23 protein-coding genes and 1 tRNA gene are annotated in these 24829 nt (G+C 43.5%); 4 read left to right on the plus strand and 20 right to left on the minus strand.

Going from position 1 to position 24829, the window contains the following annotated elements:
* The first annotated feature begins 212 nt into the window (after positions 1 to 212).
* Positions 213 to 1393 (plus strand): IS3 family transposase gene (locus EP073_RS11545; RefSeq protein ID WP_430654678.1). Its coding sequence is split into 2 segments (ribosomal slippage): positions 213 to 491 and positions 494 to 1393, totalling 1179 coding nucleotides; the frame shifts between segments, so codons are not numbered across the junction.
* On the opposite strand, the gene EP073_RS11550 is transcribed toward EP073_RS11545, so the two are convergent.
* From EP073_RS11550 to EP073_RS11585, 8 genes are all read right to left on the minus strand, one after another.
* Positions 1380 to 2042 (minus strand): hypothetical protein, encoded by a 663-nt coding sequence (locus EP073_RS11550; protein ID WP_128467298.1) that lies wholly within the window; start codon positions 2040 to 2042, stop codon positions 1380 to 1382. The two genes, EP073_RS11545 and EP073_RS11550, sit on opposite strands and share 14 nt — an antisense overlap.
* A 2-nt stretch (positions 2043 to 2044) precedes the next feature.
* Positions 2045 to 5128, minus strand: coding sequence for a type I restriction endonuclease subunit R (locus EP073_RS11555; protein ID WP_128467299.1), 3084 nt, complete (start codon positions 5126 to 5128; stop codon positions 2045 to 2047).
* On the minus strand, positions 5125 to 6123 hold the full coding sequence (gene rhuM / locus EP073_RS11560; protein WP_206617466.1) for a RhuM family protein: 999 nt from the start codon (positions 6121 to 6123) through the stop codon (positions 5125 to 5127). Before rhuM ends, EP073_RS11555 begins: the two co-directional genes overlap by 4 nt.
* A 97-nt stretch (positions 6124 to 6220) precedes the next feature.
* Positions 6221 to 7237, minus strand: a complete 1017-nt coding sequence (locus EP073_RS11565) for a toll/interleukin-1 receptor domain-containing protein (RefSeq protein WP_128467301.1) — start codon at positions 7235 to 7237, stop codon at positions 6221 to 6223.
* Between the two features lie 7 nt (positions 7238 to 7244).
* On the minus strand, positions 7245 to 7724 hold the full coding sequence (locus tag EP073_RS11570; protein ID WP_128467302.1) for a dual specificity protein phosphatase family protein: 480 nt from the start codon (positions 7722 to 7724) through the stop codon (positions 7245 to 7247).
* Between the two features lies 1 nt (position 7725).
* A complete protein-coding gene (locus EP073_RS11575) occupies positions 7726 to 9006 on the minus strand; it encodes a restriction endonuclease subunit S (protein ID WP_128467303.1) in 1281 nt (426 codons plus the stop codon).
* 1 nt (position 9007) lies between these two features.
* On the minus strand, positions 9008 to 10048 hold the full coding sequence (locus EP073_RS11580) for a virulence RhuM family protein (RefSeq protein WP_128467304.1): 1041 nt from the start codon (positions 10046 to 10048) through the stop codon (positions 9008 to 9010).
* Positions 10041 to 11600, minus strand: coding sequence for a class I SAM-dependent DNA methyltransferase (locus EP073_RS11585; RefSeq protein ID WP_128467305.1), 1560 nt, complete (start codon positions 11598 to 11600; stop codon positions 10041 to 10043). The genes EP073_RS11580 and EP073_RS11585 overlap by 8 nt, the downstream gene beginning before the upstream one ends.
* Positions 11601 to 12215: 615 nt before the next feature.
* On the opposite strand from EP073_RS11585, the gene EP073_RS11590 reads away from it, so the two are divergent.
* The gene (locus EP073_RS11590) at positions 12216 to 13418 is read left to right on the plus strand and encodes an ATP-binding protein (RefSeq protein ID WP_128467306.1); all 1203 of its coding nucleotides are present in this window, start codon (positions 12216 to 12218) and stop codon (positions 13416 to 13418) included.
* A 112-nt stretch (positions 13419 to 13530) separates the two neighbouring features.
* On the opposite strand, the gene EP073_RS11595 is transcribed toward EP073_RS11590, so the two are convergent.
* Positions 13531 to 13983, minus strand: coding sequence for a hypothetical protein (locus EP073_RS11595; protein WP_128467307.1), 453 nt, complete (start codon positions 13981 to 13983; stop codon positions 13531 to 13533).
* 319 nt (positions 13984 to 14302) lie between these two features.
* On the opposite strand from EP073_RS11595, the gene EP073_RS11600 reads away from it, so the two are divergent.
* Both EP073_RS11600 and EP073_RS11605 read left to right on the plus strand, forming a co-directional pair.
* A complete protein-coding gene (locus tag EP073_RS11600; RefSeq protein WP_128467308.1) occupies positions 14303 to 14599 on the plus strand; it encodes a helix-turn-helix domain-containing protein in 297 nt (98 codons plus the stop codon).
* Between the two features lie 9 nt (positions 14600 to 14608).
* A complete protein-coding gene (locus tag EP073_RS11605) occupies positions 14609 to 15760 on the plus strand; it encodes a site-specific integrase (protein ID WP_128467309.1) in 1152 nt (383 codons plus the stop codon).
* A 27-nt stretch (positions 15761 to 15787) separates the two neighbouring features.
* Here the strand turns inward: EP073_RS11605 and EP073_RS11610 are convergent.
* The 11 genes from EP073_RS11610 to EP073_RS11660 form a co-directional block, all read right to left on the minus strand.
* Positions 15788 to 15859, minus strand: a tRNA-Val gene (locus tag EP073_RS11610).
* A 525-nt stretch (positions 15860 to 16384) separates the two neighbouring features.
* The gene (locus EP073_RS11615) at positions 16385 to 17644 is read right to left on the minus strand and encodes a DUF1015 domain-containing protein (RefSeq protein WP_128467310.1); all 1260 of its coding nucleotides are present in this window, start codon (positions 17642 to 17644) and stop codon (positions 16385 to 16387) included.
* Between the two features lie 9 nt (positions 17645 to 17653).
* Positions 17654 to 18832, minus strand: a complete 1179-nt coding sequence (gene tyrS / locus EP073_RS11620; RefSeq protein ID WP_128467817.1) for a tyrosine--tRNA ligase — start codon at positions 18830 to 18832, stop codon at positions 17654 to 17656.
* 163 nt (positions 18833 to 18995) lie between these two features.
* Positions 18996 to 19781 (minus strand): prepilin peptidase, encoded by a 786-nt coding sequence (locus EP073_RS11625; RefSeq protein ID WP_128467311.1) that lies wholly within the window; start codon positions 19779 to 19781, stop codon positions 18996 to 18998.
* A 2-nt stretch (positions 19782 to 19783) separates the two neighbouring features.
* A complete protein-coding gene (locus EP073_RS11630; protein ID WP_128467312.1) occupies positions 19784 to 20254 on the minus strand; it encodes a chemotaxis protein CheX in 471 nt (156 codons plus the stop codon).
* Positions 20255 to 20295: 41 nt separating this feature from the next.
* Entirely contained in the window at positions 20296 to 21096 is an 801-nt protein-coding gene (locus EP073_RS11635; protein WP_241653996.1) for an LpxI family protein, read from the minus strand.
* Positions 21093 to 22067 (minus strand): Gfo/Idh/MocA family protein, encoded by a 975-nt coding sequence (locus EP073_RS11640; RefSeq protein ID WP_128467313.1) that lies wholly within the window; start codon positions 22065 to 22067, stop codon positions 21093 to 21095. The genes EP073_RS11635 and EP073_RS11640 overlap by 4 nt, the downstream gene beginning before the upstream one ends.
* 5 nt (positions 22068 to 22072) lie before the next feature.
* Positions 22073 to 22840, minus strand: a complete 768-nt coding sequence (gene lpxA / locus EP073_RS11645; RefSeq protein ID WP_128467314.1) for an acyl-ACP--UDP-N-acetylglucosamine O-acyltransferase — start codon at positions 22838 to 22840, stop codon at positions 22073 to 22075.
* The gene (gene fabZ / locus EP073_RS11650) at positions 22837 to 23271 is read right to left on the minus strand and encodes a 3-hydroxyacyl-ACP dehydratase FabZ (RefSeq protein WP_128467315.1); all 435 of its coding nucleotides are present in this window, start codon (positions 23269 to 23271) and stop codon (positions 22837 to 22839) included. The genes lpxA and fabZ overlap by 4 nt, the downstream gene beginning before the upstream one ends.
* Positions 23246 to 24298, minus strand: a complete 1053-nt coding sequence (gene lpxD, locus EP073_RS11655) for a UDP-3-O-(3-hydroxymyristoyl)glucosamine N-acyltransferase (RefSeq protein ID WP_128467316.1) — start codon at positions 24296 to 24298, stop codon at positions 23246 to 23248. The genes fabZ and lpxD overlap by 26 nt, the downstream gene beginning before the upstream one ends.
* A complete protein-coding gene (locus tag EP073_RS11660) occupies positions 24280 to 24795 on the minus strand; it encodes an OmpH/Skp family outer membrane protein (RefSeq protein WP_164885363.1) in 516 nt (171 codons plus the stop codon). The genes lpxD and EP073_RS11660 overlap by 19 nt, the downstream gene beginning before the upstream one ends.
* Positions 24796 to 24829: the final 34 nt, after the last annotated feature.

Raw genomic sequence — 24829 nt, forward strand, 5'->3', positions numbered from 1 at the left:
ATGTTCTGTAAGTATTATTGTTTGTAAAAGGAGGAATTAGAACAGTGAATCAAACACGAAAAGAAGTGATTCTTTAGGTATACAATACTTACCATAAAGCATGTTTAGGGCAATAAATTTTGTCAATACGCCAATGCGAAGAGAACATAGAGGTGGTCCCCAAAATCTGTACAGTATGCTAAGGTGTAAAAAGCATATTGGAGGACCATGCGATGTCAAAGGCCAAACGTACCCGTTACTCAGCGGAGTTTAAATCGAAAGTAGCTCTTGAAGCTCTTCGAGAAGAGCTGACTTTATCAGAATTATCAGCCAAGTATAATGTTCACCCGAACCAGATTTCCAAGTGGAAGAAAGAAGCCATAGAGGGTATGGCATCAATCTTTGCCAACAAGCCCTGCAAGTCTGAAGAGCGAACAGAGTCTGAGATAAAGGATCTTCACGCAAAAATAGGCCAGCTGACGGTGGAACGTGATTTTTTGCAGCGAGCCTTCGGGAAACGGTAAGCATATCCCGGAGGAAGCTTATGATCGATAACGTAAAAAGCAGCCTGTCCATCAGCAGTCAGTGCGAGCTTTTGGGCATCAGCCGCTCCTGCTATTACTATCAAGAGTCAGGCGAGTCGGCGTTGAATCTTGAACTCATGCGCATAATAGATAAGCAGTTTATGGCGACACCTGACTTTGGTTCCAGACAGATGGCAAAGCTTATCAGAAGGTATGGATACAATGTTAGCCGCAAGCGTGTCAGCAGGCTTATGAAGAAGATGGGCATAGCTGCTGTTTATCAGAAGCCCAAGACCAGTGTTCCACATCCGGAGCATAAGACATATCCGTATCTGCTTAGAGATATTGATATAAACCGCCCTAATCAAGTTTGGTGCTCGGATATTACCTACATACCAATGAGAAGAGGATTCCTCTATCTGGTGGCTATTATGGATTGGTACAGCAGAAAAGTTCTCAGTTGGAGACTTTCAAACAGCCTTGATTCTGATTTCTGCGTGGCTGCGCTTGAGGAAGCCCTTGAAAAGTACGGAACACCTGAAATCTTTAATACTGATCAGGGGAGTCAGTTTACCAGCTATGAATTTACGCAAACCCTTAAAGATGCAGGGATTAAGGTCTCTATGGACGGCAAGGGGCGTTGGATGGATAATGTCATGATTGAGCGTATCTGGCGGACATTGAAATATAGCTTTGTCTATCTCCATGCGTTTGATAACGGACACGAGCTGAAACGAGGACTGGCGGACTGGATAAATTTCTACAATACAGGAAGACCGCATTCTTCTCTGGGCGACAGAACGCCATATGAAGCTTATAACGGATTAGAGATTCAAATCTGGAAAAAAGATGATAAAATGACTGAGAGTTTCCACCTTATTTCAGTCTAAAAACTGTACTAAAGATGGGTACCACCTGTCTGTTAATAAAAAAGAATGCTATAAGAACAATTGATACTAACAGCAATATGTTAAATAGTGCTATCTCTTTATCTCCAATAATTTTACCAGAAAAAACAATAAGTTGTTCAATTATGATTAAGATAAATGATATTATTAATGACACAAAACTATTTTTAAAGGTTATTGTTGTCTTGTTTATATTTTTCTTTGAATCGTCTATATTTTTAAAGTCACTGATAAATTGATCATCAAAAATAACCCCAAAAGTCTTTTCAGTAAATGTCACCTCATAAACAAACATGTTGCTTCTGAGTTCCCTCCATTCATTATCGATTGTAACAAAAACTTCTTTTGCTATGGGGATATTGCTTTTGATTTTATCTTTTATACAAGAATCGTATATAAGGGTAGCGATAGTAAGAGGAGACCATATTGCTAAATTTATTAAATATATTGAAAAATTACTGATTTTTTGAAATAAAATAAAGTTTATACTAATGAATAATAGCATTGTAACAATTAACATTACAATAATTATTAATTTAGACTTTACGGGACTCCAATTTTTTCTCAAATTATTGATAGAATTTTTTGTATATAATTCTTCTAATTTTTTGCATTTCTCAAAAAAATCCATTTCTAACCCTCTGCCCACTCGTTGCATAATACTGCTGCCTGTTCAAGGACAATACGTGTTGCGTCGTCGCTGGCTTCCGGCGGATAGCCGTATTTGCGGAGAATTTTCTTAACGATTACACGCAAACGGGCTTTCACTGACTCCCTTTTTGTCCAGTCAATGCTGACGTTCTTTTTTACCGCCTGCACAAGCTCAACAGCGATAACCTTCAGTTCATCCCCCATTTTCTTCAGGAGCATATCGCCAAAAGCGGCATTTTCCGTCAGAAGGGCATCATAAAAGGCTATTTCATCATCAGACAACCCAAGACTGCCGCCCCTTCCTCTTTCCTTGTTAACATCATTTGCCAGATCTATGAGATGCTGAATAACCATGGCTGCCTCAATTGAGCGGTTCTGGTAGTTTTTCATTGATTCTTCCAGTTTCTCCATGAAAGAGCGGGCTTTCACAACATTACGCTTCAACCTGATCTTTATCTCATCTGCCAGAAGTTTCGCCAGCATCTCAACGGCAAGGTTTTTGTACGGATACTCTTTCACTTCTGCCAGAAACTCATCGGACAATATAGATATTTCAGGTTTATCCAGCCCCGCTGCCTGAAAAACATCAACAACCCCATTTGCTGACACAGCTTTTGACACAAGCTGCTTTATTGCTGTGTCCAGCTCATCGGGAGATTTTCTTTCTGTTGTGATAGTGTTCTTTATCAGTCCTGCCTTGATCTCCTGAAATAAGCCCACATAATCCCTTATTTCCGCTGTCTGCGGCGCAGGAACAGCCAAAGCAAAGGCACGGGAAAGCTCTGTGACCATCTTTATGAAATCCATCTTACGGTCAATGGAGAGGATATGCTCCATCGCCTCGGCTATACCGTTTAAGCGGTCTTTGTCCTTTTTATTCAGGAGGGTTTCATAATCAAAATCGTGCAGAAGATCGATCACCTGTTCAAATTTTTCTATCATGTATGCGGCAGCTTCGTCTTTGTCGTGGTGTGACTGTCCTTTGCCACCGCTTGCAGTATAGTTTCTCATAGCGTTTTTAAGGTCATCCGCAATGCCGATGTAATCAACAACCAAACCGCCGGGCTTATCCTTAAAAACACGGTTCACACGGGCAATAGCCTGCATAAGATTGTGCCCGCCCATTGGCTTATCAACATACATTGTATGCAGGCAAGGTGCATCAAAGCCCGTAAGCCACATATCACGGACAATAACCAGCTTGAAGCCGGTGTCAGGCTTCTTGAACCTGTTTGCCATCTCTTCCCGCTGCTGTTTGGTGCGTATATGCGGTTGCCATTCTGCCCTGTCCGATGCGGAGCCGGACATGACTATTTTCATAAAGCCTTTGTCATCATCTCCGTCATGCCATTCAGGGCGCAGCCTGGCTATTTCGTTATATAATTCAACACAGATGCGGCGGCTCATGCAGACTACCATGCCTTTTCCGTCCATGGCTGAAAGCCTTGCCTCGAAATGCTCAACAATATCCTTTGCCACAAGCTCAAGCCTGCTTTTAGCACCCACGAGTGCCTCAAGGGCTGTCCATTTTGCCTGTAGTTTTTGCTTTTCGTATTCTTCCTGATCTTCTGTAACTTCTTCAAACTCAGGGTCAAGAGTCGGCTTTGTTTTCTCGTCAAACTCTATCTTGGCAAGGCGTGCCTCGTAATATATACGGACTGTCGCTCCATCCCGAACGGCATCTTCCATATCGTAAATATCTATGTATTCGCCGAAAACAGCGGTGGTCACTTTGTCTGATGTTTCGATAGGCGTTCCGGTAAAACCGATGAATGAGGCACCGGACAGAGCATCTCTGATGTGGCGCGCGAAGCCGTCTATGAAGTCATACTGACTTCTGTGTGCCTCATCCGCCATTACTATTATGTTTCTGCGTGAGCTGAGTTCAGGATGACTGTCTTCGCCTTCCTTCGGGAAAAACTTCTGAATAGTGGAAAAAACTATCCCGCCTGAGGCGACATTAAGCAGTTCCCGCAGATGCGCTCTGCTTTCTGCCTGAACCGGCTTCTGACGAAGGAGATCGCTGCACAGCGAGAAGTTGCCGAATAGCTGATCATCGAGATCGTTTCTGTCAGTAAGAATAACGAGAGTGGGGTTGCTGAGTTCCGGCTTCTGAACAACTTTGCCTGAGTAAAAAATCATGGAAAGGCTCTTACCGCTGCCTTGAGTGTGCCAAACAACGCCAATCCGCTTATCACCTGCGGCAGAAGTTGCTGTTACGGTGCGCTCCAGAGCCTTGTTAACTGCGTGATATTGATGGTAACCCGCCATCTTTTTTATGATTTTGTCGTCACTCACTTCAAACACAATAAAGTTGCGTATTATGTCCAGAAAGCGTTCCTTCTGAAACATACCTTTCACAAGCACTTCAAGCTCAATCATGCCTCTGGGTTCTTTCTCGCCGTTAACGGTTTTCCACGGCATAAATCGCTCCCAGTCTGCGGTCAGGCTGCCTGCTGCGGCTTTATACCCGTCAGAAGCGATAAGGATTTCATTGTAATTAAAAAGGTTCGGAATGAAGCTTTTATAGTTTTGCAACTGTGTAAAGGCATCAAACATAGTTGCCTTTTCATCAGACGGGCTTTTCAGCTCAATTACGGCAAGGGGAAGCCCGTTTACGAATACCACAGCATCCGGTCTGCGGTTTTCCTTTGCCTCGGTGACGGTGAATTGGTTCGCCACCAACCAGTCGTTGTTGGAAATATCGTTAAAATCAAAGAGCTTGATAAGGGCAGTCTTCGCTTCGCCGTCTTCCTGATAAGGAATGCTTATGCCGTCTGTGATGTATTTATGGAACGTTCGGTTATTCTCTATGAGCTTTACGCTCTCAAGATTAAGCAGTTTCTTGATCGCTTCATCAATCTGGTCAATGGGTACAGATGGGTTAATCTGAGTGAGCTTTGTTTTCAGACGACCGAGAAGCACCACCTCTGACGCACTCTCCCGTTCATAATCGCCATCCTCATCATCAGTTTTTGTAAAATCAGGCGCAAAGGCGTACTGGTAGCCCAGTTCTTTAAAGAAATCGATCAAAACCTGTTCGAGAGTATCTTCAATGAGTTTCATCCATTAATATCCTTTTGAAGCCCTTTTAAATCATTTTCCAGCTCTTTTAAGCTTTCTTCTTTTTCTATACGTTTCTGCTCGTCCTTGTACTTCTCGTACTCTATAGCAGCTTTCTCGTCGGCAATTGCTCTGCTGATTTTTCCGGCATGTGTCAAAAGTTCTCTGCCGTTAAGCTGTATGATAGCATCAAGCCGCTGAATCCAGTCTTTCATATACATCGGTGTACGTTGCTGAGCCATTGTCTCGGCAAAGGCAAGATATTGTTCCACAAGCAGACCAAGAAGTTTAATTTCGTCCCCATTAAGATAATTTTTAGAGGTCGTTATGTCGCTTTTTCTAATTGGCTTGTCGCCTTTTTTGCCGTATGAGAGCATTCCCATCAGAGGAAGTGCTGCATCCGCACGTCTGTATACAAGCTCAGCGGCAGTTTGTTCGCTTACAGCCCATATCAGCTTATTCTGCACTATTTTAAAAAACTCAATTGTTTTTTCGTCTTTCGGATCGTAATCAATGCTGGTTCTGTATATATCTTTGATTTTCTGGTAGAAAAACCTTTCAGACAGGCGGATTTCACGGATTCTCTCTTGAAGCTCGTTGAAGTAGTTCATAGAGTTTCCGGTTTTAAACCTGTCATCGTTAAGGGCAAAACCTTTGACTATGTATTCTTTCAGTCTTTTTGTAGCCCAAATTCTAAACTGTGTGCCTTGCAGTGATTTCACTCTGTAACCAACTGATATTATTACATCAAGGCTATAATAATTAGTTGGTTTGGTAGAAAATTCGGTATTTCCGAATTTTCTCATTACATCTTCTTCTATAAGTTCTTTTTCATCAAAAATATTTTTTATATGCTCATTAATTGTTGATTTTGCCTTACCAAACAGCTGCGCCATCTGATCTTGAGTCAGCCACACGGTATCATCCTGAAGCCTGACATCAATTTTTATGTCTCCATTTTCAGATTGGTATATCAGCAGGTCGGAGTTATTTTTCATGCGCATCTCCGGCTAAAATGTATTCACACCCAAGTTCTTTAAAGAAATCGATCAAAACCTGTTCGAGGGTATCTTCAGTGGGTTTAGTCATAGCAACCTAATCTTCCATGAGTGTGTTAAGTCTATTTTTTGCATATGTGCAGCCATAGTTTTGACTGTTGCTATTATAAGCTTCTTTTATTAATTCTTTTTCTTCATCCGAAAACGGAGTAATCTCTTCAAGTTTTTGGAAATTGGCTTTTGAATTCGCAAATGAAGATGAGTTTTTGAAGTTAAAGATTATCCCATTAAAAAGCTCATGCCTCTTGCAGTGCTTCTTAAATAGGATAGAAAAGATTTTTTCAGCTTTTTTAGAATCTGTCTTCCCAATGCAGCTTATACCTTGCCATTTACCAAAGAAGCCATATGGATCTCTACCTAGTCTTAATGAGATAATTGGAACCCTTCTTCCAAAAGCGATACCAACTTCTTGATCAGTCCACTCACTCTCGTGGAAGTCAGGAGTAAGTAAGGCTACAAGCGCATCCATACTTGAAAGAGCTCTTTCAATTTCTGTCTGCCATTCAGCGGAAGGAGTGATATCTTCATGAGCAACAAAAGCCCTTATCCCAAATTTAGCAAGCTCATCCTTGAGTATTTTCGTTTCTTTTTTATAGTTAGCTTTATGACTAAGAAAAAGCCTTAACCCCGGTTTCTCCCACAGGTCATCGTATTCAGACGCTTGGACTATATCTCCCTTAAGGTCTCTTGCAGCAGTTACACCATCATCTTCTCGCCAATTTGGATTAAATGAATTTTCATCTGTTTCCAAATATACATTTGACACATATTCGTTGTGTATATTAAGTTGTTTATTTATTAGCTCTAAAATTTCTTTATCTATTCCATCTTTTTCAATCAACTCACAAGCTAAAGAATCAGATATTTTAAAATAAATATCATGACCATACACTCCGCCATTCCAGTTATCATAATCAACAGCTTCGTCAATTCGATATTGAGATTTAATGACTTTGGCATGTTCAAGCATTTCCTTTGATTTATAATACTTGTAAAGTGTAGCTATTATCGGTTCTATTTTATTTTTTATCTTAAAAGTTTGTAATTCAGACATAATTGCCTCATAATACCATTATTTCATTCCAATAATTACCAAGATACAACTCAAAGCCAATACCAATTTGTGCTGGTGTATAAATATTTTTAAACTCTGTATATGCTATCTTAAAATCATTATTCTTAATCATGTTCTTTTTAGCCATATATGCTAAAGCAACCCCGGCGGAACGAGACTGCCCTTGGTTGCAATGAATCAAAACTTTTCTCTGAGGTATTTGCTCGTCAAGAAATTCAAATGCAGCCTTCATTATTGGATGAGTAAAATTTGGAAGGAACATTCTCTCCATGTCTACTAGATTCAAAAATAAGTGATTCTTTTCAAAATGCACTAAATAACTTGGATGGTTCTGTGGAAGAGCTTTCTTATAACGAAGAAATTTTTGGTGACAGCTCTTACAAGCATGAACAATTGCCCACTCGGAATCACACATTGAGCAACTCGTGTCATTTCCAACATATAAGTTTTTAATAACTTCAATCATACTACACCTCAATTTTTCCGCTGATGAGTTTTGGGAGCAAGGAGTCTCTAATTACACTTAATTCAATATTCTGTTTTCTATTCAGATCTATTTTCACAAGCAAATCAGCAGTCGTAATAGAGAATGCTTTCACTATGTTTTCAGGAGGAATTACAAATTCTATATTTGCAACAACCTCTGGTCTTACGGCGGGGTAAGCCGCACCATCAGCTAAATGAGCAAAATAATCTATTGAGGAGTCTTGCGTCAGTGCTAAAAATACAAACTCTTTGAAGTCAAATTGTTTAGGGGTCATTACTGCAAAACCAGTGCTTCCTGTAAGTCCATCGTCAGAAATATAGGCAAAAGACCTATTGCCCGGTCTCACAGTTCCTATGATGGTGTCACCAATAGAAAGAACTCTTCTTGCTCTGCTTGGCGCTTCCGGAAATAAATATTCTATGACTAAACTTATCTCTCCATTTTTCGTGTTTGCTAAATCTATATATTTTATTTTTTTGGGAGCATTCTTATTCGTCCAAGACTTAGAGTTTAAATCTGCTAAACAGCTTATAGGTTTAACTTCCCAGCCTTTGGGGATGGGTTTGTTTAGTTGGTCGGAGTGGACAAATTCGCTGGGGAAGAGGTCGGCGATTTCGTCCGGCATACCTGCGGGCTTTTCGCCTCTGGCTTTTGCATGCACAGGGTCAAAATCCACAAACCAGCTCTTGAAAATAGCTCTCGCCATCTCCTCCAGCGTCTCATTCATCTTTCGGTTTAGTTCAATCTTGTCATCAAGGGATTGCAAAATATCTGAAATTGATTCCTGTGTTTCTAGGTCTGGCAACATTATTAACGCTTTCTTAAAATCTCTAAGAACTACACGGGGAATTGCCGCACCAGAAATGAAATTTGTTTTCAAGTAACCAATTGTCCTATTAGACGAAAAATAGTACTTTAAAAATCTTGAATCAATTAATGTAGTATTAGGTCTTAAAATTGCGACAGAAGACAGTAGAACTACCTCGACAGGTTCTATTATATTGCATACAGTGTCTAAGGCACTATTGCCATCTTTAGCAATCAAGACATCCCCAACTTCAGGTTGACACCCTTGCTTAACGAGCATTTCATAGTCCACATTTGAAATTTTTCTCGCTGTTTCTATATTTAAGCCAAAAGGTGTAAGGTCTTTAACAGATACCATTGACATTCCAATATCAACTGACTTAGGGCTTTGATGAGCTCCATCTGTTATTTTCAAGCAGACATCGTCTAAAGTATACTCTCTCCACTCACCCATCCTACTCACCCTTTCCCAGCTTGCGGGTTTTGCTGACAAGTTTGTCAAAATCACTTGTGGGTGCTTCCGCTTCCAGCTTTTTCTGTTTTTCCGTATATTTCGCAAACTCACCGAGGGCTAGCTTCTTTGCCACTTCTGCGGATATTCTGCCTGCGTTGTTCAGCACATCCATTTCATTAAACTGTAAGAAGCTGTCCAGCTTGTCCGCCCATTCCTTCATGGTCATGGTCTGCCTTCTGCTTGCCTGTAGCTCGGCATAATCCAGATACATTACAACAATCCTGTTCAGTTCTTTCAGTTCTGTTTCTGCCAGGTAGTTTTTGGCAGTTTCAACATCTCTGCTTCTGATTTTTCCATGCGGAGAGTTTTTCCATGTCTGCAAGCCCATGTTCGGCTTATCTGCTTTTGCCCTCTCGGCGATGAGTTCTGCCGCAGTATGTCCGTGTATTGCCCAGTGGAGCTTATTCTGCACGGTGGCATAAAACTCTCTTGAAATGTCAGAATCTTTATCGTAATCAATGCTGCACTGAGCGTATATATCCGTAATTTTCTGATAAAATCTTCGTTCGGATGCTCTGATGTCCCGTATGCGTTCCAGCAGCTCATCAAAGTAATCCTCACCAAGGTTGCGCCCATCCTTCAATCGCTCGTCATCCATAGTGAAGCCTTTCACCATGTATTCGGTCAATCTCTCTGTCGCCCACTGGCGGAACTGTGTACCGCGTTTTGAACGTACACGATAACCGACAGCGATGATCATTTCGAGGTTGTAATGGTCTATTAAACGCTCAACCTCTCTCCTGCCTTCGGTTTGAACTATTAAGTATTTCTTAATAGTTGCCTCTGGAGGCTGTTCTCCATCTTCATAAATACTTTTAATATGCTGATTAATATTCGGAACAGTAGACTGATAAAGCTCTGCGAGTGCTTTCTGGCTCATCCATACCGTTTCATCCTGAATACGCACCTGTATTTTTGTCTTGCCGTCATCCGCTTCATAAAAAAGAAAGTCTGTATTTGGTGATGCAGGGGGGTTAGTCATTTTTAACCTCCCCATAGCCCAGCCTCGCCAGATTTTCCTTAATCACTGCATCCAGTCTTTCTCCCTCTGCCATCTGCTTATAAAGCTCGGCAGAGAGGCGTTTCATTTTCTCATCAAAAGGTTCGCCGTCATCCTCAACCTCTTCCGCCCCGACATAGCGTCCGGGAGTGAGGACATAATCATGCTCTCTTATTGTTTCTATCGCTACGGATTTGCAGAAGCCTGCAGTGTCTTTATATTCTTCAAACTTTTCTTTGCTTCGCCATAAATGATATGTCCCTGCTATTTTCCTTAAATCTTCATCATCAAGCACACGGTGGACTCTGTCTTCCAACCTGCCCATTTTTCGGGCATCAATAAATAGCGTCTCCCCTTTGCGCTCCCTGTGCCCGTTTCTGCCTTTATTGCGGGCTATAAACCACAGGCAGACAGGAATCTGTGTTGTATAAAAAAGCTGACCGGGTAAAGCAATCATACAGTCCACAAGATCTGCCTCTATTATGTTCTTTCTTATTTCGCCTTCGCCGCTTGTGTTGCTGCTCATTGAGCCGTTAGCAAGGACAAAGCCGGCCACACCGTTAGGTGCAAGGTGGTGTATGAAATGCTGTATCCATGCATAGTTTGCGTTGTTCTCCGGCGGAGTGCCATATTTCCAGCGCAAATCATTTTTCAGTCTGTTTCCGCCCCAATCGCTTGTATTAAAAGGCGGGTTAGCGAGGATGAAGTCTGCCTTGAGATCCTTATGCAGATCATTTGTGAAAGAATCTGCCCACTCACCGCCGAGATTAGCCTCTATGCCCCTTATGGCTAGGTTCATCTTAGCCAGCCGCCATGTGGTAGCGTTGTATTCCTGCCCATAAACAGAAATATCTCTCAGCTTTCCGCCATGTTCAGTGGCAAACTTTTCAGACTGAACAAACATACCGCCTGAACCGCAGCACGGGTCATAAACTCTGCCCTTATACGGCTCAATCATTTCAACCAGAAGCTTAACCACGCACTCAGGAGTATAAAATTCACCGCCGGATCTGCCCTCTTTTGCCGCAAACTTGCCGAGGAAATATTCATACACTCTGCCTAAAAGGTCTTTAGATGTCTTGGTTCTGTCAATAAGAGGAATAGAGCCGATGATGTCCAGCAATTCACCGAGGCGGGTTTTATCAATTTCCGGGCGTGCATATGTTTTCGGAAGAATGTTTTTGAGGATTTTGTTCTCTTTCTCAATGGCAATCATAGCATCATCAAGGATTTTACCTATTTCAGGAGACTTCGCCTTCGCAACAAGGCTGTCCCAGCGAGCCTCCGAAGGAACCCAGAATATATTATCACTGGTATATTCATCACGATCTTCCGGGTCGGTGTATTCCGTGTCTTTAGTCGCAAGGAGAGCGTCATATTTTGCCTGAAAAGAGTCTGAAATATATTTAAGAAATATAAGTCCCAAGACCACATGCTTATACTCTGAAGCATCCACATTTCCACGGAGCTTGTCCGCCGCCAGCCAGAGTTTGTCTTCAAAACCTATAGTTGCACTGCCGTTCTGCTTTGCCATTTATTTCACCAAGAAAGTCAGGATTATTTGTCTTATTATAAATAACAAATATCCGCTCTGAAAACAAGGCAGGATAAGGAGTTAGGAAATAAGTGAGAAATGCGGCAGGGACATGTTCTATCCCTCATACATCATGGCTTCGGTGAACTTCTGCTGGATGTATCCGTGGGAGATTTTGACTTTGTGGTGTTTGGCAAGGTATTCGGAGATCTCCCTCCAGGAAAGACCGTCCTCAAGATAGAGTTTTTTGTATTTTAGTTAAAAAAGAATAGTTGGCTACAACCCGCAAGCCGTATTGTGAAGTGCTTTAAGAACGTTCAGGATGTTGACAAATATAGTCAATATATTAAATTAATGTTAGCGGGCGTGCTGTCACACGTCTTGCTGTTAATATGCGTTACCGCAAATTATTAACCAGAACAACTGCTACAATTATCTTATGCATCAATGGAATCAGGAAAACAAGACTTTTGCTTATACCGGACAACCACGAAGGGCAAAAAGCTGTTAAACTCTTGAAGTGTTCTTATAAACAATCAAAATATATTCTTTTACTTGCCCTTTCACTCTATTCGTTTATATTGGAATCATATTCCATATTAAACGGAGCTTAGTATGTATCAACGTACAATGGAAAAGGTCTTAAAACAGGTCAGCAAGAGTTTCCCTGTGGTTTTGGTCACAGGACCAAGACAGGTAGGCAAAACGACTTTGCTCGAAATGTGTGCCGCTGAAAACATGAAATATGTATCTCTCGATGATCTCGATGTCCGAAGCCTTGCCCAGAACGACCCCGGACTTTTCATACAGACCTACACTCCGTCCCTTATAATTGATGAGATACAGTACGCTCCGCAACTTTTCAGTTATATAAAAATAGCAGTAGACAGGGAAAAGCAAAACGGTATGTTCTGGCTTACCGGTTCGCAGAAATTTCACCTGATGAAAGGCATCACAGAGAGTCTGGCAGGGCGTGTTGCTGTGCTTGATCTGCTTGGGCTTTCAAATGCTGAAATAAACCATACTGCTGAAAACTCTAAGCCTTTTCTGCCAGATGTGGTAATTGAGCAGGCAAATGGTATTTCTCTCACGGATGCTTACCGCAAGATATGGTTCGGCTCTTTCCCCCGTGTGATTGATAATCCTGACGTACGGGATATATTTTACCGCTCATATATCCAGACCTACATTCAGAGGGATGTTAAAGATATTCTGAATATAACTGATGAAATAACCTTCCATAAGTTTCTCGGTGCTATAGCCGCCAGAACAGGGCAGCTGCTGAACTATGCCGATGTTGCCAGAGATGTCGCCATAGACAATAAGACCGTAAAGGCGTGGCTTTCCGTGCTTGAGGCTTCGGGGCTGGTTTACCTGCTTTATCCGTATCATACCAATGTAACAAAACGAATTATCAAAACACCTAAAATCTATTTTCTGGATACAGGGCTTTGTTCCTATCTGACGAAATGGACAACGCCGGAAGCTCTGGAAGCCGGTGCCATGAGCGGGGCAATTTTTGAAACCTATGTCGTGGCAGAGATACTGAAAAGCTATTGGCATACCGGACAGGAAGCAAATCTTTACTTTTACAGGGATACCGATCAGAAAGAGGTGGATTTGCTGATTGAGTCCAACAATACTCTTTATCCAATAGAAATTAAAAAAACTGCCACACCATCGAAAACAGCAGTAAGAAGCTTTGATGTACTGAATAAATTAAATAAACAGATAGGTCACGGAGCTGTAATCTGTCTCACGGAAAAAAATATTCCTATCTCTGGCAATGTAACAGCAATATCGGTTGAAAATATTTAGTGTGGACATAATTTATTCAGCAATCTCAATAGGCAGTCTTTATAGATAACTACTTGAAATTTACATCCCTGCGGGGCCATTCCCCACAGGGACATATTAGAGATATTATCTCTTACTTCTTTTGTTCTCCGATAATCCTTTTATCATTCTTAATATCAAAATTACGGAGAAGGGTTATTATTCGCCTTATTCTTGCCGCAAGTTCGTCCCTTTCCTCTTGCAAAGGACGAAGCTCAGACTCCATTTTTTTGAGCATGGGGTAAAGATAATCTTTTTCAATCTTCCACAGATCCCTATGTGTTATACGCTTACTAGCAAGCCTGATGCTTCTGTATCTTGTTCCTTTTTTCTGATTTTCGACATTAGTGAGCCTCTGTCGAAATTCAAAATGATGCGGACAATACAGGCAACCTTTTTTTGAGCAATAGTGCAGAGAAATATACACGGCTCCGGTTTTATAGCTAAGCTTCTGTTTTTTCACCGTCTCTTCAAGACATTTCTTTACAAACTCAAAACGCTCGAAAAGTACCCTTGTCATATCATACACTTCCAATAGTTCATTCATCTGAACCTCCTTGATTATTTACAAGGTCATAGCTCAAACCCCAGATGAAAAGTGTGTCTTTTTTGCAATTTCTGAAGAATCTGAAGTTTTTTTCAAGCCTCAAGTTTACGCATAACGCATACTAATATTATGATTAGCGACTATAAAAATATTTTAAAAAACTATAGGCGAATGCCCAAATCACAAAATAGGCTTATAATACAGCAGTTTAGTATTAAATCTGTATCAGAGTGTTTTTTCAGGAATTTAAAAAAGACACAAAAAAGCACGGAGGAAAATTGTATGACTTGATTAAGAAGGAAGTTGATAGAGGAAACAGATGTCAGACAAAAGGGTCATTTTTCTGCAAATGGTTTTTCAGGAAGACGGGAAAATAATTTCTGAAGATGTTACAAAAGAAGTCCTCAGAATGAAACAAGAAGCCAATACAAAAAAATTATCCAATGAAATTATGTCTGTTGAAGAAGTTGCCGAACTACTCAAGATCAAAGTTCGCTCAGTACGTAATAAAATGTGTAATGGAGAATTCTTAGAAGGCACGCACTATAAGAGACTTTCAAGGCGCCATGTCGTATTTTATAAAAAAGCATTGCTGGAAATGCTCGGTCTGCCCTAACTTATTCAAATGAGATACTATATCAAAGATAATAAGCTGTGGGTTGATTTTTCATATAAAGGTGTCCGTTGCAGGGAATCTTTAAAAATCAAGCCTACCAAAGCAAATCAGAAATATGCAGAGAGGCTGCTCGGAGAAATTGAAAATCGTATACTGGCGAAGACATTTAATTATGCTGATTATTTTCCTGAAAGCAAAAAATGCTTATTATTCGGCGGCAAAAAGAATGTGACTCTTTCAATAGGTGAGTTGTTTCAGCAGTGGCTGGACAATGCGGAAAAGAGGTTCAAAGCTCAGCACATATCAAGAAGCACACTCAAAAATTATTATAAAGAAACTAAAGCATTCGTGGAATATTTTGACAGCAGCAATATTAAAAACATTACTAAAGCAGATATTGATGACTTCATCATCGACTATTCCATAGGGCGCAAAGCCAAGACTGTGAACAACAGCATCCTTACTCTGAAACAAGTCTTTAATTATGCAGTTGAAAAGGAATACCTTGAAATCAGTCCGATGCTGAAAATAGTACTGCTGAAAACAGAAAAACCGGATATACATCCGTTCAGCCATGAAGAAATGATGGCAATATTAAATGAGCTTAAAGAAAGCAGAGTATATCCAATAATCGCCACTTTATTTTTTACCGGAATGAGGATAGGAGAAGCCCTCTCTATGAAATGGGAAAACGTTGATTTCCATGAATGGACATACCATGTCAGAGAGTCCTTCTCCAACAATATACTCACCAGAACAAAAACAAAGGAATCAAAAAGAATTATTGAACTGACAGAGCCAATGCAGCAGATTTTGCAAGGACAAAAATCAAAGACCTTTCTGCATTCCGAGTTTATATTTCTTAACAGCGATGGAAAGCCTTACACATCTTCCCACAGTATAATCAGGTACTACTGGAAACCGGTATTGAAAAAGCTTGGAATTGAATACCGTATTCCGTATCAATGCAGACATACATTTGCAGTGCTTTCCCTGAAACTAGGTGATGACCCTGAGGATGTGGCAAAACAGCTCGGACACACATCACTCCAAATGCTTTTTACAAGATATGCAAGATTCATAAAAAACAGGGCAAAGAGAGAATCAAAGTTCGCAGAATCTGTCACGATTTCGGCACGGAATAAAAAAGCCAGCGGTTAACCCACTGGCTTTTTTGATGATTTTAAATAGGCACGGGCGGTTTCGAACCGCCGACCCTTGCGACGTCAACGCAATGCTCTCCCGCTGAGCTACGCGCCTCTAATTAATTATAAAAATCCGTACATCCTGTCGGATTTTTATACACGCTCGCGCCGTGGTAAACACGGCTTCGCTGCGCACGGCGGGTTTCCGTCACTGGAAACCGTAAGCAAAAATCCGTACATCCTGTCGGATTTTTATACACGCTCGCGCCGTGGTGAACACGGCTTCGCTGCGCACGGCGGGTTTCCGTCACTGGAAACCGTAAGCAAAAATCCGTACATCCTGTCGGATTTTTATACACGCTCGCGCCGTGGTAAACATGGCTTCGCTGCGCACGGCGGGTTTCCGTCACTGGAAACCGTAAGCAAAAATCCGTACATCCTGTCGGATTTTTATACACGCTCGCGCCGTGGTAAACACGGCTTCGCTGCGCACGGCGGGTTTCCGTCACTGGAAACCGTAAGCAAAAATCCGAACAGACAGATTCTTACATCCCCTCACATGCTGCCTTTAGCCTTCAACAGCCCTGCTTCGCATATGCGGGAAAAAACTTATTGCATAATCCGGCAAAAAAATCAATCCCTAAAGATCGTTAATTACCAGCCCTGTCTGAAGTTTCGGGTAGAAGTAAGTGGATTTCTGCGGCATAACAAGCCCGCTTTCGGAAATCTCCCTTACTATTTCAATATCCACACCCTTCATCATGAAGGCAAGCGCGGGCTTCTTCGCCATGAGCGCCTTTATCTGCTCCATAGTCTGAAGGAAGTATATGCCTTCCTTGCGGAGTATCTGTTCATCGGAAATGCCTGTTCCGGGTTTGATGAGAGTCTCCTGCACAAGGTAGGTGTCAACCTTTCTGTATATCGGGTGAAGAGTCTCAAGCACTTCATCACGCAGGGTGAGTCCTATGAACTTTTCCCCTGTGAATACTGCGAAGTTTCTGGCAGTTCCCTTTGTATTGAGAAATTTATCTGCCGCCTCGTAAGAAGCAAGTTCCTGAATTTCGTAGTTTTTCTCAACCTTTGCAAGGAAACTTTCAAGAATGAAATCCTTGGGAACTTCCACAACCCTGTGTGTGGGGAAAATTTTAAGCCCTTCGTCATAGAAATTTACGAACATCATCATAACGAAATCGTAAGGCTTAACATTCCCTTCAAGATCGCCGTTATGCTCTCTTTTGAGTTTTTTATAATCCAGAGCGGTTTCGTATCTGTGATGACCGTCAGCGATGTAGATAGCCTTGTCCTTCATAAAGCTTTCTATTTCTTCGATAACCTTCGTGTCGGTTATCTGCCAGATGGTGTTTTTAACACTTTCATCATCCACTGCGGAAGCGACAGGCATGTTTTTCTTTGCGTTGGTAAAAGCTGATGAGAGCTTATTTTCCTTGTCCATGTACAGACCGAAGATCTGGCTGAAGTTGGTCTGACATGCCTTCATAAGCTCAAATCGGTCTTTCTTGGGACCGGAGAGTGTTTTCTCGTGGGGAAAAACAGAGCCCTTGCCCAGTTCCTCAAGCTTAAGCAGACCGATGAAGCCTGTTCTCACATACTCCTTACCGCCGAAGCTGTATATCTGCTCATAGAGATAATAGCCCTGCTCCTTATCACGAAGGAGTGTGCCGTCCTTCTTCCAGTTTTCGTAAAGCTGCGCAGCATTCTGATACTTTGCGTCACCATCGCCGTCCGGAAGGTCAAGCCTTACAACGTTAGCGGCGCATCTGCCTTTCAGCGTCTCTTTCATTTCATCCGATATTACATCGTACGGAGGGGCGATAACCTGCTTGAGAAGCACCTTCTCCAGATTATAACGCACACCCATGAAAGGTTTTACAATAGCCACCTGAGCCTCCTAGCCTGCTATGATTCTGGCAAATTTTCTTTTGCCGACTTTAAGTATGTGTTCCCCCGCAGAAGGGGTTATGTCAAGATTTTCGATACGTTCATTGTCGAGGTACACCCCGCCCTGCTTGGCGGTTCTTTTCGCTTCGCCGTTGCTGGGAGCGAAGTCCAGCTCCCTTATTATGTCAAGCAGGGTTTTGCCGCCTGATTTAAATTCAGGCATATCATCCGGATTTTCCTTGTTTGAAAATATCTTTTCAAAATTTTCCCGCGCGTCAGCTCCGGCTTGTTCTCCCCAGTATCTGGCAACAATCTCCTCCGCAAGGCGTTTTTTCGCCTCCATAGGGTGAAGAGCGCCTGAGGATATATCCTTCTTCATCTGCTCTATCTCGGCTATGCTGAGGTCTGAGAGGAGCAGGTAGTAACGCATCATAAGCTCATCGGTGATCGACATAAGCTTGCCGAACATCTCCGAAGGCTGTTCACTGATGCCCACATAGTTATTGAGGGATTTGGACATTTTATTAACGCCGTCAAGCCCTTCGAGTATGGGAACCGTGATCGCGTTCTGAGGTCTCTGCCCGTGATCCTTCTGAAGTTCCCTCCCCACAAGGAGGTTGAACTTCTGATCGGTTCCGCCGAGTTCAACGTCCGATTTAAGCGCTACGGAGTCATACCCCTGAACAAGGGGGTAGAGAAATTCATGTATGCTGATAGGTTTGTTGTCTTTATATCTTTTGGAGAAATCATCTCTTTCAAGCATTCTGGCAACCGTGTAGGAGGATGCGAGTTTAATCATTCCAACTGCGCTCATCGCTTCCATCCATGTGCTGTTGAAGGCAACCTCTGTCTTTGATGGATCGAGTATCTTAAACACTTGCTCTTTATAGGTTTCGGCGTTTTTTAATACTGCGTCCTTGGTAAGGGCTTTCCTAGTCTCGGACTTGCCGGAAGGATCGCCTATCATCCCTGTGAAGTCGCCGATGAGGAAGATTACCTGATGTCCCAGTTCCTGAAAATGCTTGAGTTTCTGGATAAGAACCGTGTGTCCGAGGTGAAGATCCGGCGCCGTGGGGTCGAACCCCGCTTTGATCCTCAGAGGGACTCCGGTTTTGAGTGATTCTTCGAGCTTTTTGCTGAGTTCCTCTTCGGAGATGATCTCCTCCGTTCCCCTTCTGATAAGCTCCATCTGCTGATGTACAGGTAGCACTTAGCCCTCCAAATTTATACGGATAAACCGCCTGTCCTGCGCGGTTTTCCGCCGATCCGCCCTGTCCTGAAACAAGCGCAAATTCGTAGTCAATATATACGATCTATGGTCTTTGTTCAAGCAGAGTCTTGATTTAAGCCCGTTACGGAAGCATGAGCGCCATAATCCGCGGTTCAAAAAATATGTACAGAACCGCCGCTGCGGCTATGAAAACACCGAATGGAATCATGTAGTTTTTGTCCTTCTTGAGAATAACAAGGGGAATCCCCACGAGTGAGCCTATGACTGCGCTGCCGAAAACTATGAAATACACAGGAACATAGCCGAGGAAGGCGCCTATCATCATCATGAGTTTAATATCGCCGCCGCCCATGCCTTCCTGCCTGCGGAGTTTTTTATACAGCCACGCGGGAATCCAGAGTGATAAAAAGCCGGCTAAGGCTCCGAGTAGTGATGTCTGAATACCGGGGTAGGTTATGAATGAGAAAAAAACGCCTGCGACTGCGCCGCCAAGGGTGTAAGTGTCGGGGATTATGCCGCACTCAAACTCAGCGTCGGCAGCGGTGAAAACATCTGTCAGCCCCGCTCCGAGAAGGAGGAACACGAAAACTGAATATTTGAGCGTGTACAGGCTCATGCCGAACTTCAGAAACACAAGAAGGAATATCACCCCCGTGAGAAGCTCTACCAACGGGTACTTCAGTGAAATTTTCTCCCCGCAGTCACGGCATCTGCCTTTCAGCAGAAGGAAACCTATAAGAGGAATATTATGATAAAATCTGATCCTGTGTCCGCATTTCGGGCAGTTTGAGGGCGGAAACGCAATGGAAATACCTCTGGGCAGCCTTGCAATGAGCACATTCAGGAAGCTTCCGAACACAAGACCGATTATAAATACATAGATAGACAGAAAAACGGGGAGGGGCAACACTAATCCTTTTTCCCCTGAAGCGCCGCTTCTATGACAAAGCTGCTGCCCTCAAGGCTGAATTTAACGCAGAGGCTTTTTGTTGTTCTCTGCTTGGCTATTTTATGATCCTTTCCGAGAATGACGTTTGGAATGGAAATTTTGAACCTTACGCCAAGGCGGGAGAAGATCTGTTTGGCACCGCCCGCTATCATGTTGAGAATTTCACCGATGGCATCTGTGACATCTGCGTCGATGGAGTCCTTTTCCTCTCCGGCGAAGCTTTTGTATATTCTTAGCGCCAAAGCTTCGGGCATGCTGATTATCACAAATCCGTTTGCGTCACCGGCAAGCCCGATCACACCTGAGATTTCGTTAACGAATTCTTTTTCCTCACGGACATAGACCTCTTCCTTTCTCGGTTCAGCACCGACCATGGTTTTGAAAACTTCACTTGTGGAAATTATAAAAGGGTTAATATGCTCAGCTTTCATAAAACCTCGAAAAAGAATCCGCCGGATTTACTTTTGTATAGTCAGATGCCCAGAAAGGAAATACCTCTGGAATCTGCAAATTCCCTGCACTTGTCGTAGTCGACAATAAACGTGCTGCCTGCTTCTACAGCCAGAACACTTCCTTTATTATCTGCTATTTGTTTAAGGGTGTCAACCCCAACGGTCGGAATATCAAACCTGTCGTCCTGAAAAGGACGTTTGATTTTTATAACAACAGCTTTATTTTTAGCAAGCTTACATCCCCGTTCAATTGCGGCATCAGTTCCTTCCAGAGCCTCTACCGCCATGACGGCGCGCTTGCGGACTATTATTGTCTGACCTATGTCGAGCTCGCCTATTTTTTTCGCGATCGCAAAGCCGAATTCTATGTCTGCCTGTTCCTCCCTGTCCGGTTGGCGGGAAGAGATCTGCCCCTTGGGAGCGAGAAAGCGGGTGAGAACTTCGGTCTGTTTCATAATATTTATTCCGTTCGCTTCAAACTCCTCTTTGATGGCGCCCATGATTGTGTCGTCACGATAGTCTTTGAGCTTAAAAAGAAGCTTGAAAAGGGTCACATCAAAGCGGAGCCTGCCGAGGAGTACATCCTTGTCCACCTTTCCGGCGAACACCACATCGGTTACATCCGCGTTTTTGAGAGTCTTAATCACTTTGCCCACCTGAAGCGGTGAAAAGACAGGAAGATCCCCACAGTGAGGACGGAGAAAGTCTGCGACGCCATCCGCAAGGGCAATCACCATGTGCTCCCTTCCGGCGGCTTCAAGCTCTCTCTTCACCAGAAGGGGTATCTCGCCCCTTCCGGCTATCAATCCTACTTTACTCAAATTCTGACCTCTTCCGCGCCAATGCCCTTGATGAGCATATCGTCAATCTTGAGGGCAATTTTGAGAGATTTCAGTTCATGCTCAACAGTCACGACACGATTAACGGTTCCGTTGATGCAGTCGATGAAGTGCTTTATCTCCTGTTTAAGCGGGTTATCCTTGTATACAAAGAGCCTTTCCAGAATATACTCGTTTCTGTAATGAAGCTCCTTGTTGCCGAACACATGCTGACTCTGTGCGTTGCGGTATATGTTTATGTCCTGACTTGTGTAATCCAGAGTGATGAAGGCGTCCTTCTGGCTTATGCTCATTATCCTGTCTTTCTTCTGGGTAACACGGCTGACAACGATCTGCGCTGTTGTGCTGCCGTCAAAGCGGATGTTCACCGCGGCGTAATCGGGCAGCTCGGAATAGACCTTGGAGCCCGATGCCTGTATCTCAATCACATCCGCGTGCACCATGTTCACAATGATGTCTATATCGTGAATCATCAGGTCAAGTACGATGCTGTCTTTGGCGAAGTTCGGGTTGAAGGGTCCCACCCTTCTAGATTCTATCAGATAAGGGTTGTCTGCTATCTTGCGGAGCTCCTGAACCGCTCCGTTGAACCTCTCAACATGCCCTATGTGAAGTACAAGGTTCTTTTTCGCAGCGATTTCAAACAGCTTCTGAGCTTCCTCAAGGTTTGTGGTTATCGGTTTTTCCACGAGAACATGCTTGCCTGCCTCAAGGCATTCCTTAACTATATCAAAGTGATATTTTGTGGGAGCGGCAACAGTGACGGCGTCAACCTTTGGAAGAAGGTCACGGAAATCGGTGAAAGTCTCATATCTGAATCTGGTTTTCACTTCATCCAGAACTGCCTGTGAGGCGTCGCACATTCCGTTCATCTGCACATTCTGAAGTTCGTCGTATATGTTCAGATGGTATTTCCCCATCTTCCCTATTCCTATAAGCCCAACTTTAAGCATGGTTTCTATCTCCGGGAGAAGCCCCTTTTTGAGGGTGCCTCTATGAAATCAATAAACATTTTTATTTCATCAAACTGGGTGAGTTCCTTCAGTAGGGAAGGAACGCTTTCCCACGGGTTGGAAAGGTTTCCGTATATATGAAGAGCCTTTTTAAGCTCAAGCCTTGCCTCGCTGCTCATCCCTCTGCGGCGCAGCCCTACTATGTTCAGCCCGGGTATCCCGTCGTCAGCATAGAGGCAGAAGTGAGGCACATCCTTAGTCACGCTTGCCCTGTTGCCGAGCATCACCATTGAGCCGATTCGGGTGAACTGGTGAACAGCGGCGTAACCGCCGAACACTGTAAAATCTCCCACGTGCACATGCCCGGCCGTGCAGGAATAGTTAGTTAAGATCACGTTGTTGCCCACGACGGAATCGTGAGCGATATGAGAGCCCGTCATAAGGTAGCAGTTGTCGCCCACAAGGGTTATCCAATTTTCCTTGGTTGTTGCCCTGTGGATCGTGGCAAACTCCCTGATGACACAGTTTTTGCCTATCTTGAGCTTGGTGTCTTCGCCTTTGAAGCCTGTATCCTGCGGAGCCCCGCCCACATGAGCGTTGGCGCAGATTACCGTGCCCTCGCCTATCTCTGTGTGAATCTCAACCACGGCATTAACGCCGACCTTCACTCCGGCGCCGATTCGGCACCCTTTGCCCACATAGGCGCCGCGCTCTATTACCGCCGTCTCATGTACTTCACTGCCCGGATCAACATATGCAAGAGGACTTATCATTTCACTTCCCTCATAACCGCAGTAAGAACCGCTTCGCACGCCACTTCGCCGTTAACGCTCGCCACGCACTCAGACTTGAGGAGATCTCTCTTCGCCCTGAGCACTTCACAGTTAAGTGTCAGCGTGTCGCCCGGTTCGACAATTCTGCGGAATTTTGCGTTTTCTATTGACATGAAAAGGAAAAATTTGCCTTTCCCGCTTTCACCCTGCTTGCTGAGGGCGTATATTCCCGCAGCCTGCGCCAGAGCCTCAACTATGAGCACGCCGGGCATAACCGGATAACCGGGGAAATGCCCCATGAAATGCGGTTCGTTGAATGTAACATTTTTTATTGCCGTTATTCCGTTTTCTCTTATCTCAAGAACCTTGTCCACAAGGAGGAATGGGTAACGGTGGGGAAGAATTTCAAGAATCTGTCTCAGATCCATCATTGTTAAGTCTCCTTGAGATTTCGTTAACCTTTTTTCTTATATCGGAAATTTCCAGCAGAGCGGCATTGTTTTTCATCCATTTCATCTTTGACTGAATGGGAAAACCGCCGTATATTCCGCCTTCCTCAATATCTCTGTCAACTCCGCCCTGAGCGGCTATGATTGTTTTGGAAGCTATCTTCACATGATCCTTGGTGCCTGATCTGGCGCCGAAAATCACGTAATCGCCTATCTCACAGCTTCCGGCTATGCCTGTCTGTCCCACAAAGATGCAGTGCTTTCCTATCTTTGTATTGTGCCCGATCTGCACCTGATTGTCGATTTTTGTGCCTTCGCCTATTACGGTATCACCCAATGCGCCTCTGTCCACACAGGAGTTTGAGCCTATCTCCACATTGTCACCCAATACAACGCCGCCGACCTGCGGAATCTTCACGGATACGCCCTTGTCCTGATAATAGCCGAAGCCGTCTGCGCCTATGACACAGCCGGAATGGAGAATCACGCCGTTTCCGAGAAGGCATTCTTGGTAAACGGTAACATTCGGATAGATTACGCAGTTATCGCCGACAACCGTTCCTGTACCTATGAATGAATTTGGATAAACCACAGTTCCTTCACCTATGACAGCATCTTCCGAGATTGTCGCTCCCGCTTCGATTCTGGCGGTGGGTGCAATTTTAGCGGAAGAAGCAACGTTTGCCTGCCCGCTCACTCCTGAGGGTTTCACCACAGGCGGGTAAAAAAGTTCAACAGCAACAGCAAGGGCCGCACGGGCTTCCTTCACATAGATAACAGGTCTGTCGGATACGAAAGTGTAACCCTCCGGAATAACAAAAGCGGAAGCCGCTCCCTTAAGGGCAGCCTCCGCCAGCTTTTTGTCAAACAGAAAGGACACGCAGCCGCTCTCGGCAGAATCCACAGGGCGGATGCCCGTAACTTCGGCATCCTCTCCCACAAGCCGTCCGCCTAGTTTCGAGGCGATTTCCGAAAGCTTAAGCTTTCCGCTTATTTTTTTACGTTCCATTCCTTGTTATACCTTTCGATAACTATGTCAGTTATGTCAACTTTGTCGGAAAAATACATAACGCCCGCATGCTGAAACTCAACTATCAGCTCATAATTAAGCTCTTTTCCAAGTTTTTCAGTAATGTTAAGCACTTCTGACTCTATATCCTTAAGGTAACGCGCCTCTATTCTCTGGAGCTGATTGGAATAGTCTTTCTTAGCGCCGTTAAACTCTCTGACAAGTCTGTTGATTTCCGCAGATTTCTTGTCTTTCGCCTCAGGAGTGAGCAGGTTTGCCTGCTTTTCAAAATCATTCTGAAGCTTTGTAATCTCTTTGCTGAGTTTTTCAAGTTCAGTGTCAAACTCTGCCGCTTTGGTTTTCAGCTTATTGTAAACGGATTTGCCGGAATCCGAAGTGCTGAGCACTTTCTGAAAGTTGACGACACCAATCTTGGCAAACGCCGTACCGGACATCATAAGAACCGCTGCAACAACTAAAGCCGTAAGTTTACTCATTAAAATAGCCTCCATAATTTATAATCACAAATTT

This window comes from Geovibrio thiophilus (assembly GCF_004087915.1).
In the GTDB taxonomy this organism is placed as follows: Bacteria; Chrysiogenota; Deferribacteres; order Deferribacterales; family Geovibrionaceae; genus Geovibrio; species Geovibrio thiophilus.

Bases quoted from the DNA above. Each gene is read 5' to 3' on its own strand.
- EP073_RS11605 (WP_128467309.1), top strand. From the start codon at position 14,609: ATGAGATACTATATCAAAGATAATAAGCTGTGGGTTGATTTTTCATAT.
- EP073_RS11580 (WP_128467304.1), bottom strand. From the start codon at position 10,048: ATGACTAACCCCCCTGCATCACCAAATACAGACTTTCTTTTTTATGAA.
- tyrS (WP_128467817.1), bottom strand. From the start codon at position 18,832: ATGGAGCTTATCAGAAGGGGAACGGAGGAGATCATCTCCGAAGAGGAA.
- EP073_RS11590 (WP_128467306.1), top strand. From the start codon at position 12,216: ATGTATCAACGTACAATGGAAAAGGTCTTAAAACAGGTCAGCAAGAGT.
- EP073_RS11550 (WP_128467298.1), bottom strand. From the start codon at position 2,042: ATGGATTTTTTTGAGAAATGCAAAAAATTAGAAGAATTATATACAAAA.
- rhuM (WP_206617466.1), bottom strand. From the start codon at position 6,123: ATGAAAAATAACTCCGACCTGCTGATATACCAATCTGAAAATGGAGAC.
- EP073_RS11565 (WP_128467301.1), bottom strand. From the start codon at position 7,237: ATGTCTGAATTACAAACTTTTAAGATAAAAAATAAAATAGAACCGATA.
- EP073_RS11595 (WP_128467307.1), bottom strand. From the start codon at position 13,983: ATGAATGAACTATTGGAAGTGTATGATATGACAAGGGTACTTTTCGAG.
- EP073_RS11585 (WP_128467305.1), bottom strand. From the start codon at position 11,600: ATGGCAAAGCAGAACGGCAGTGCAACTATAGGTTTTGAAGACAAACTC.
- EP073_RS11575 (WP_128467303.1), bottom strand. From the start codon at position 9,006: ATGGGTGAGTGGAGAGAGTATACTTTAGACGATGTCTGCTTGAAAATA.
- EP073_RS11600 (WP_128467308.1), top strand. From the start codon at position 14,303: ATGTCAGACAAAAGGGTCATTTTTCTGCAAATGGTTTTTCAGGAAGAC.
- EP073_RS11555 (WP_128467299.1), bottom strand. From the start codon at position 5,128: ATGAAACTCATTGAAGATACTCTCGAACAGGTTTTGATCGATTTCTTT.
- lpxD (WP_128467316.1), bottom strand. From the start codon at position 24,298: ATGGAACGTAAAAAAATAAGCGGAAAGCTTAAGCTTTCGGAAATCGCC.
- EP073_RS11640 (WP_128467313.1), bottom strand. From the start codon at position 22,067: ATGCTTAAAGTTGGGCTTATAGGAATAGGGAAGATGGGGAAATACCAT.
- EP073_RS11570 (WP_128467302.1), bottom strand. From the start codon at position 7,724: ATGATTGAAGTTATTAAAAACTTATATGTTGGAAATGACACGAGTTGC.
- lpxA (WP_128467314.1), bottom strand. From the start codon at position 22,840: ATGATAAGTCCTCTTGCATATGTTGATCCGGGCAGTGAAGTACATGAG.
- EP073_RS11630 (WP_128467312.1), bottom strand. From the start codon at position 20,254: ATGAAAGCTGAGCATATTAACCCTTTTATAATTTCCACAAGTGAAGTT.
- fabZ (WP_128467315.1), bottom strand. From the start codon at position 23,271: ATGATGGATCTGAGACAGATTCTTGAAATTCTTCCCCACCGTTACCCA.
- EP073_RS11660 (WP_164885363.1), bottom strand. From the start codon at position 24,795: ATGAGTAAACTTACGGCTTTAGTTGTTGCAGCGGTTCTTATGATGTCC.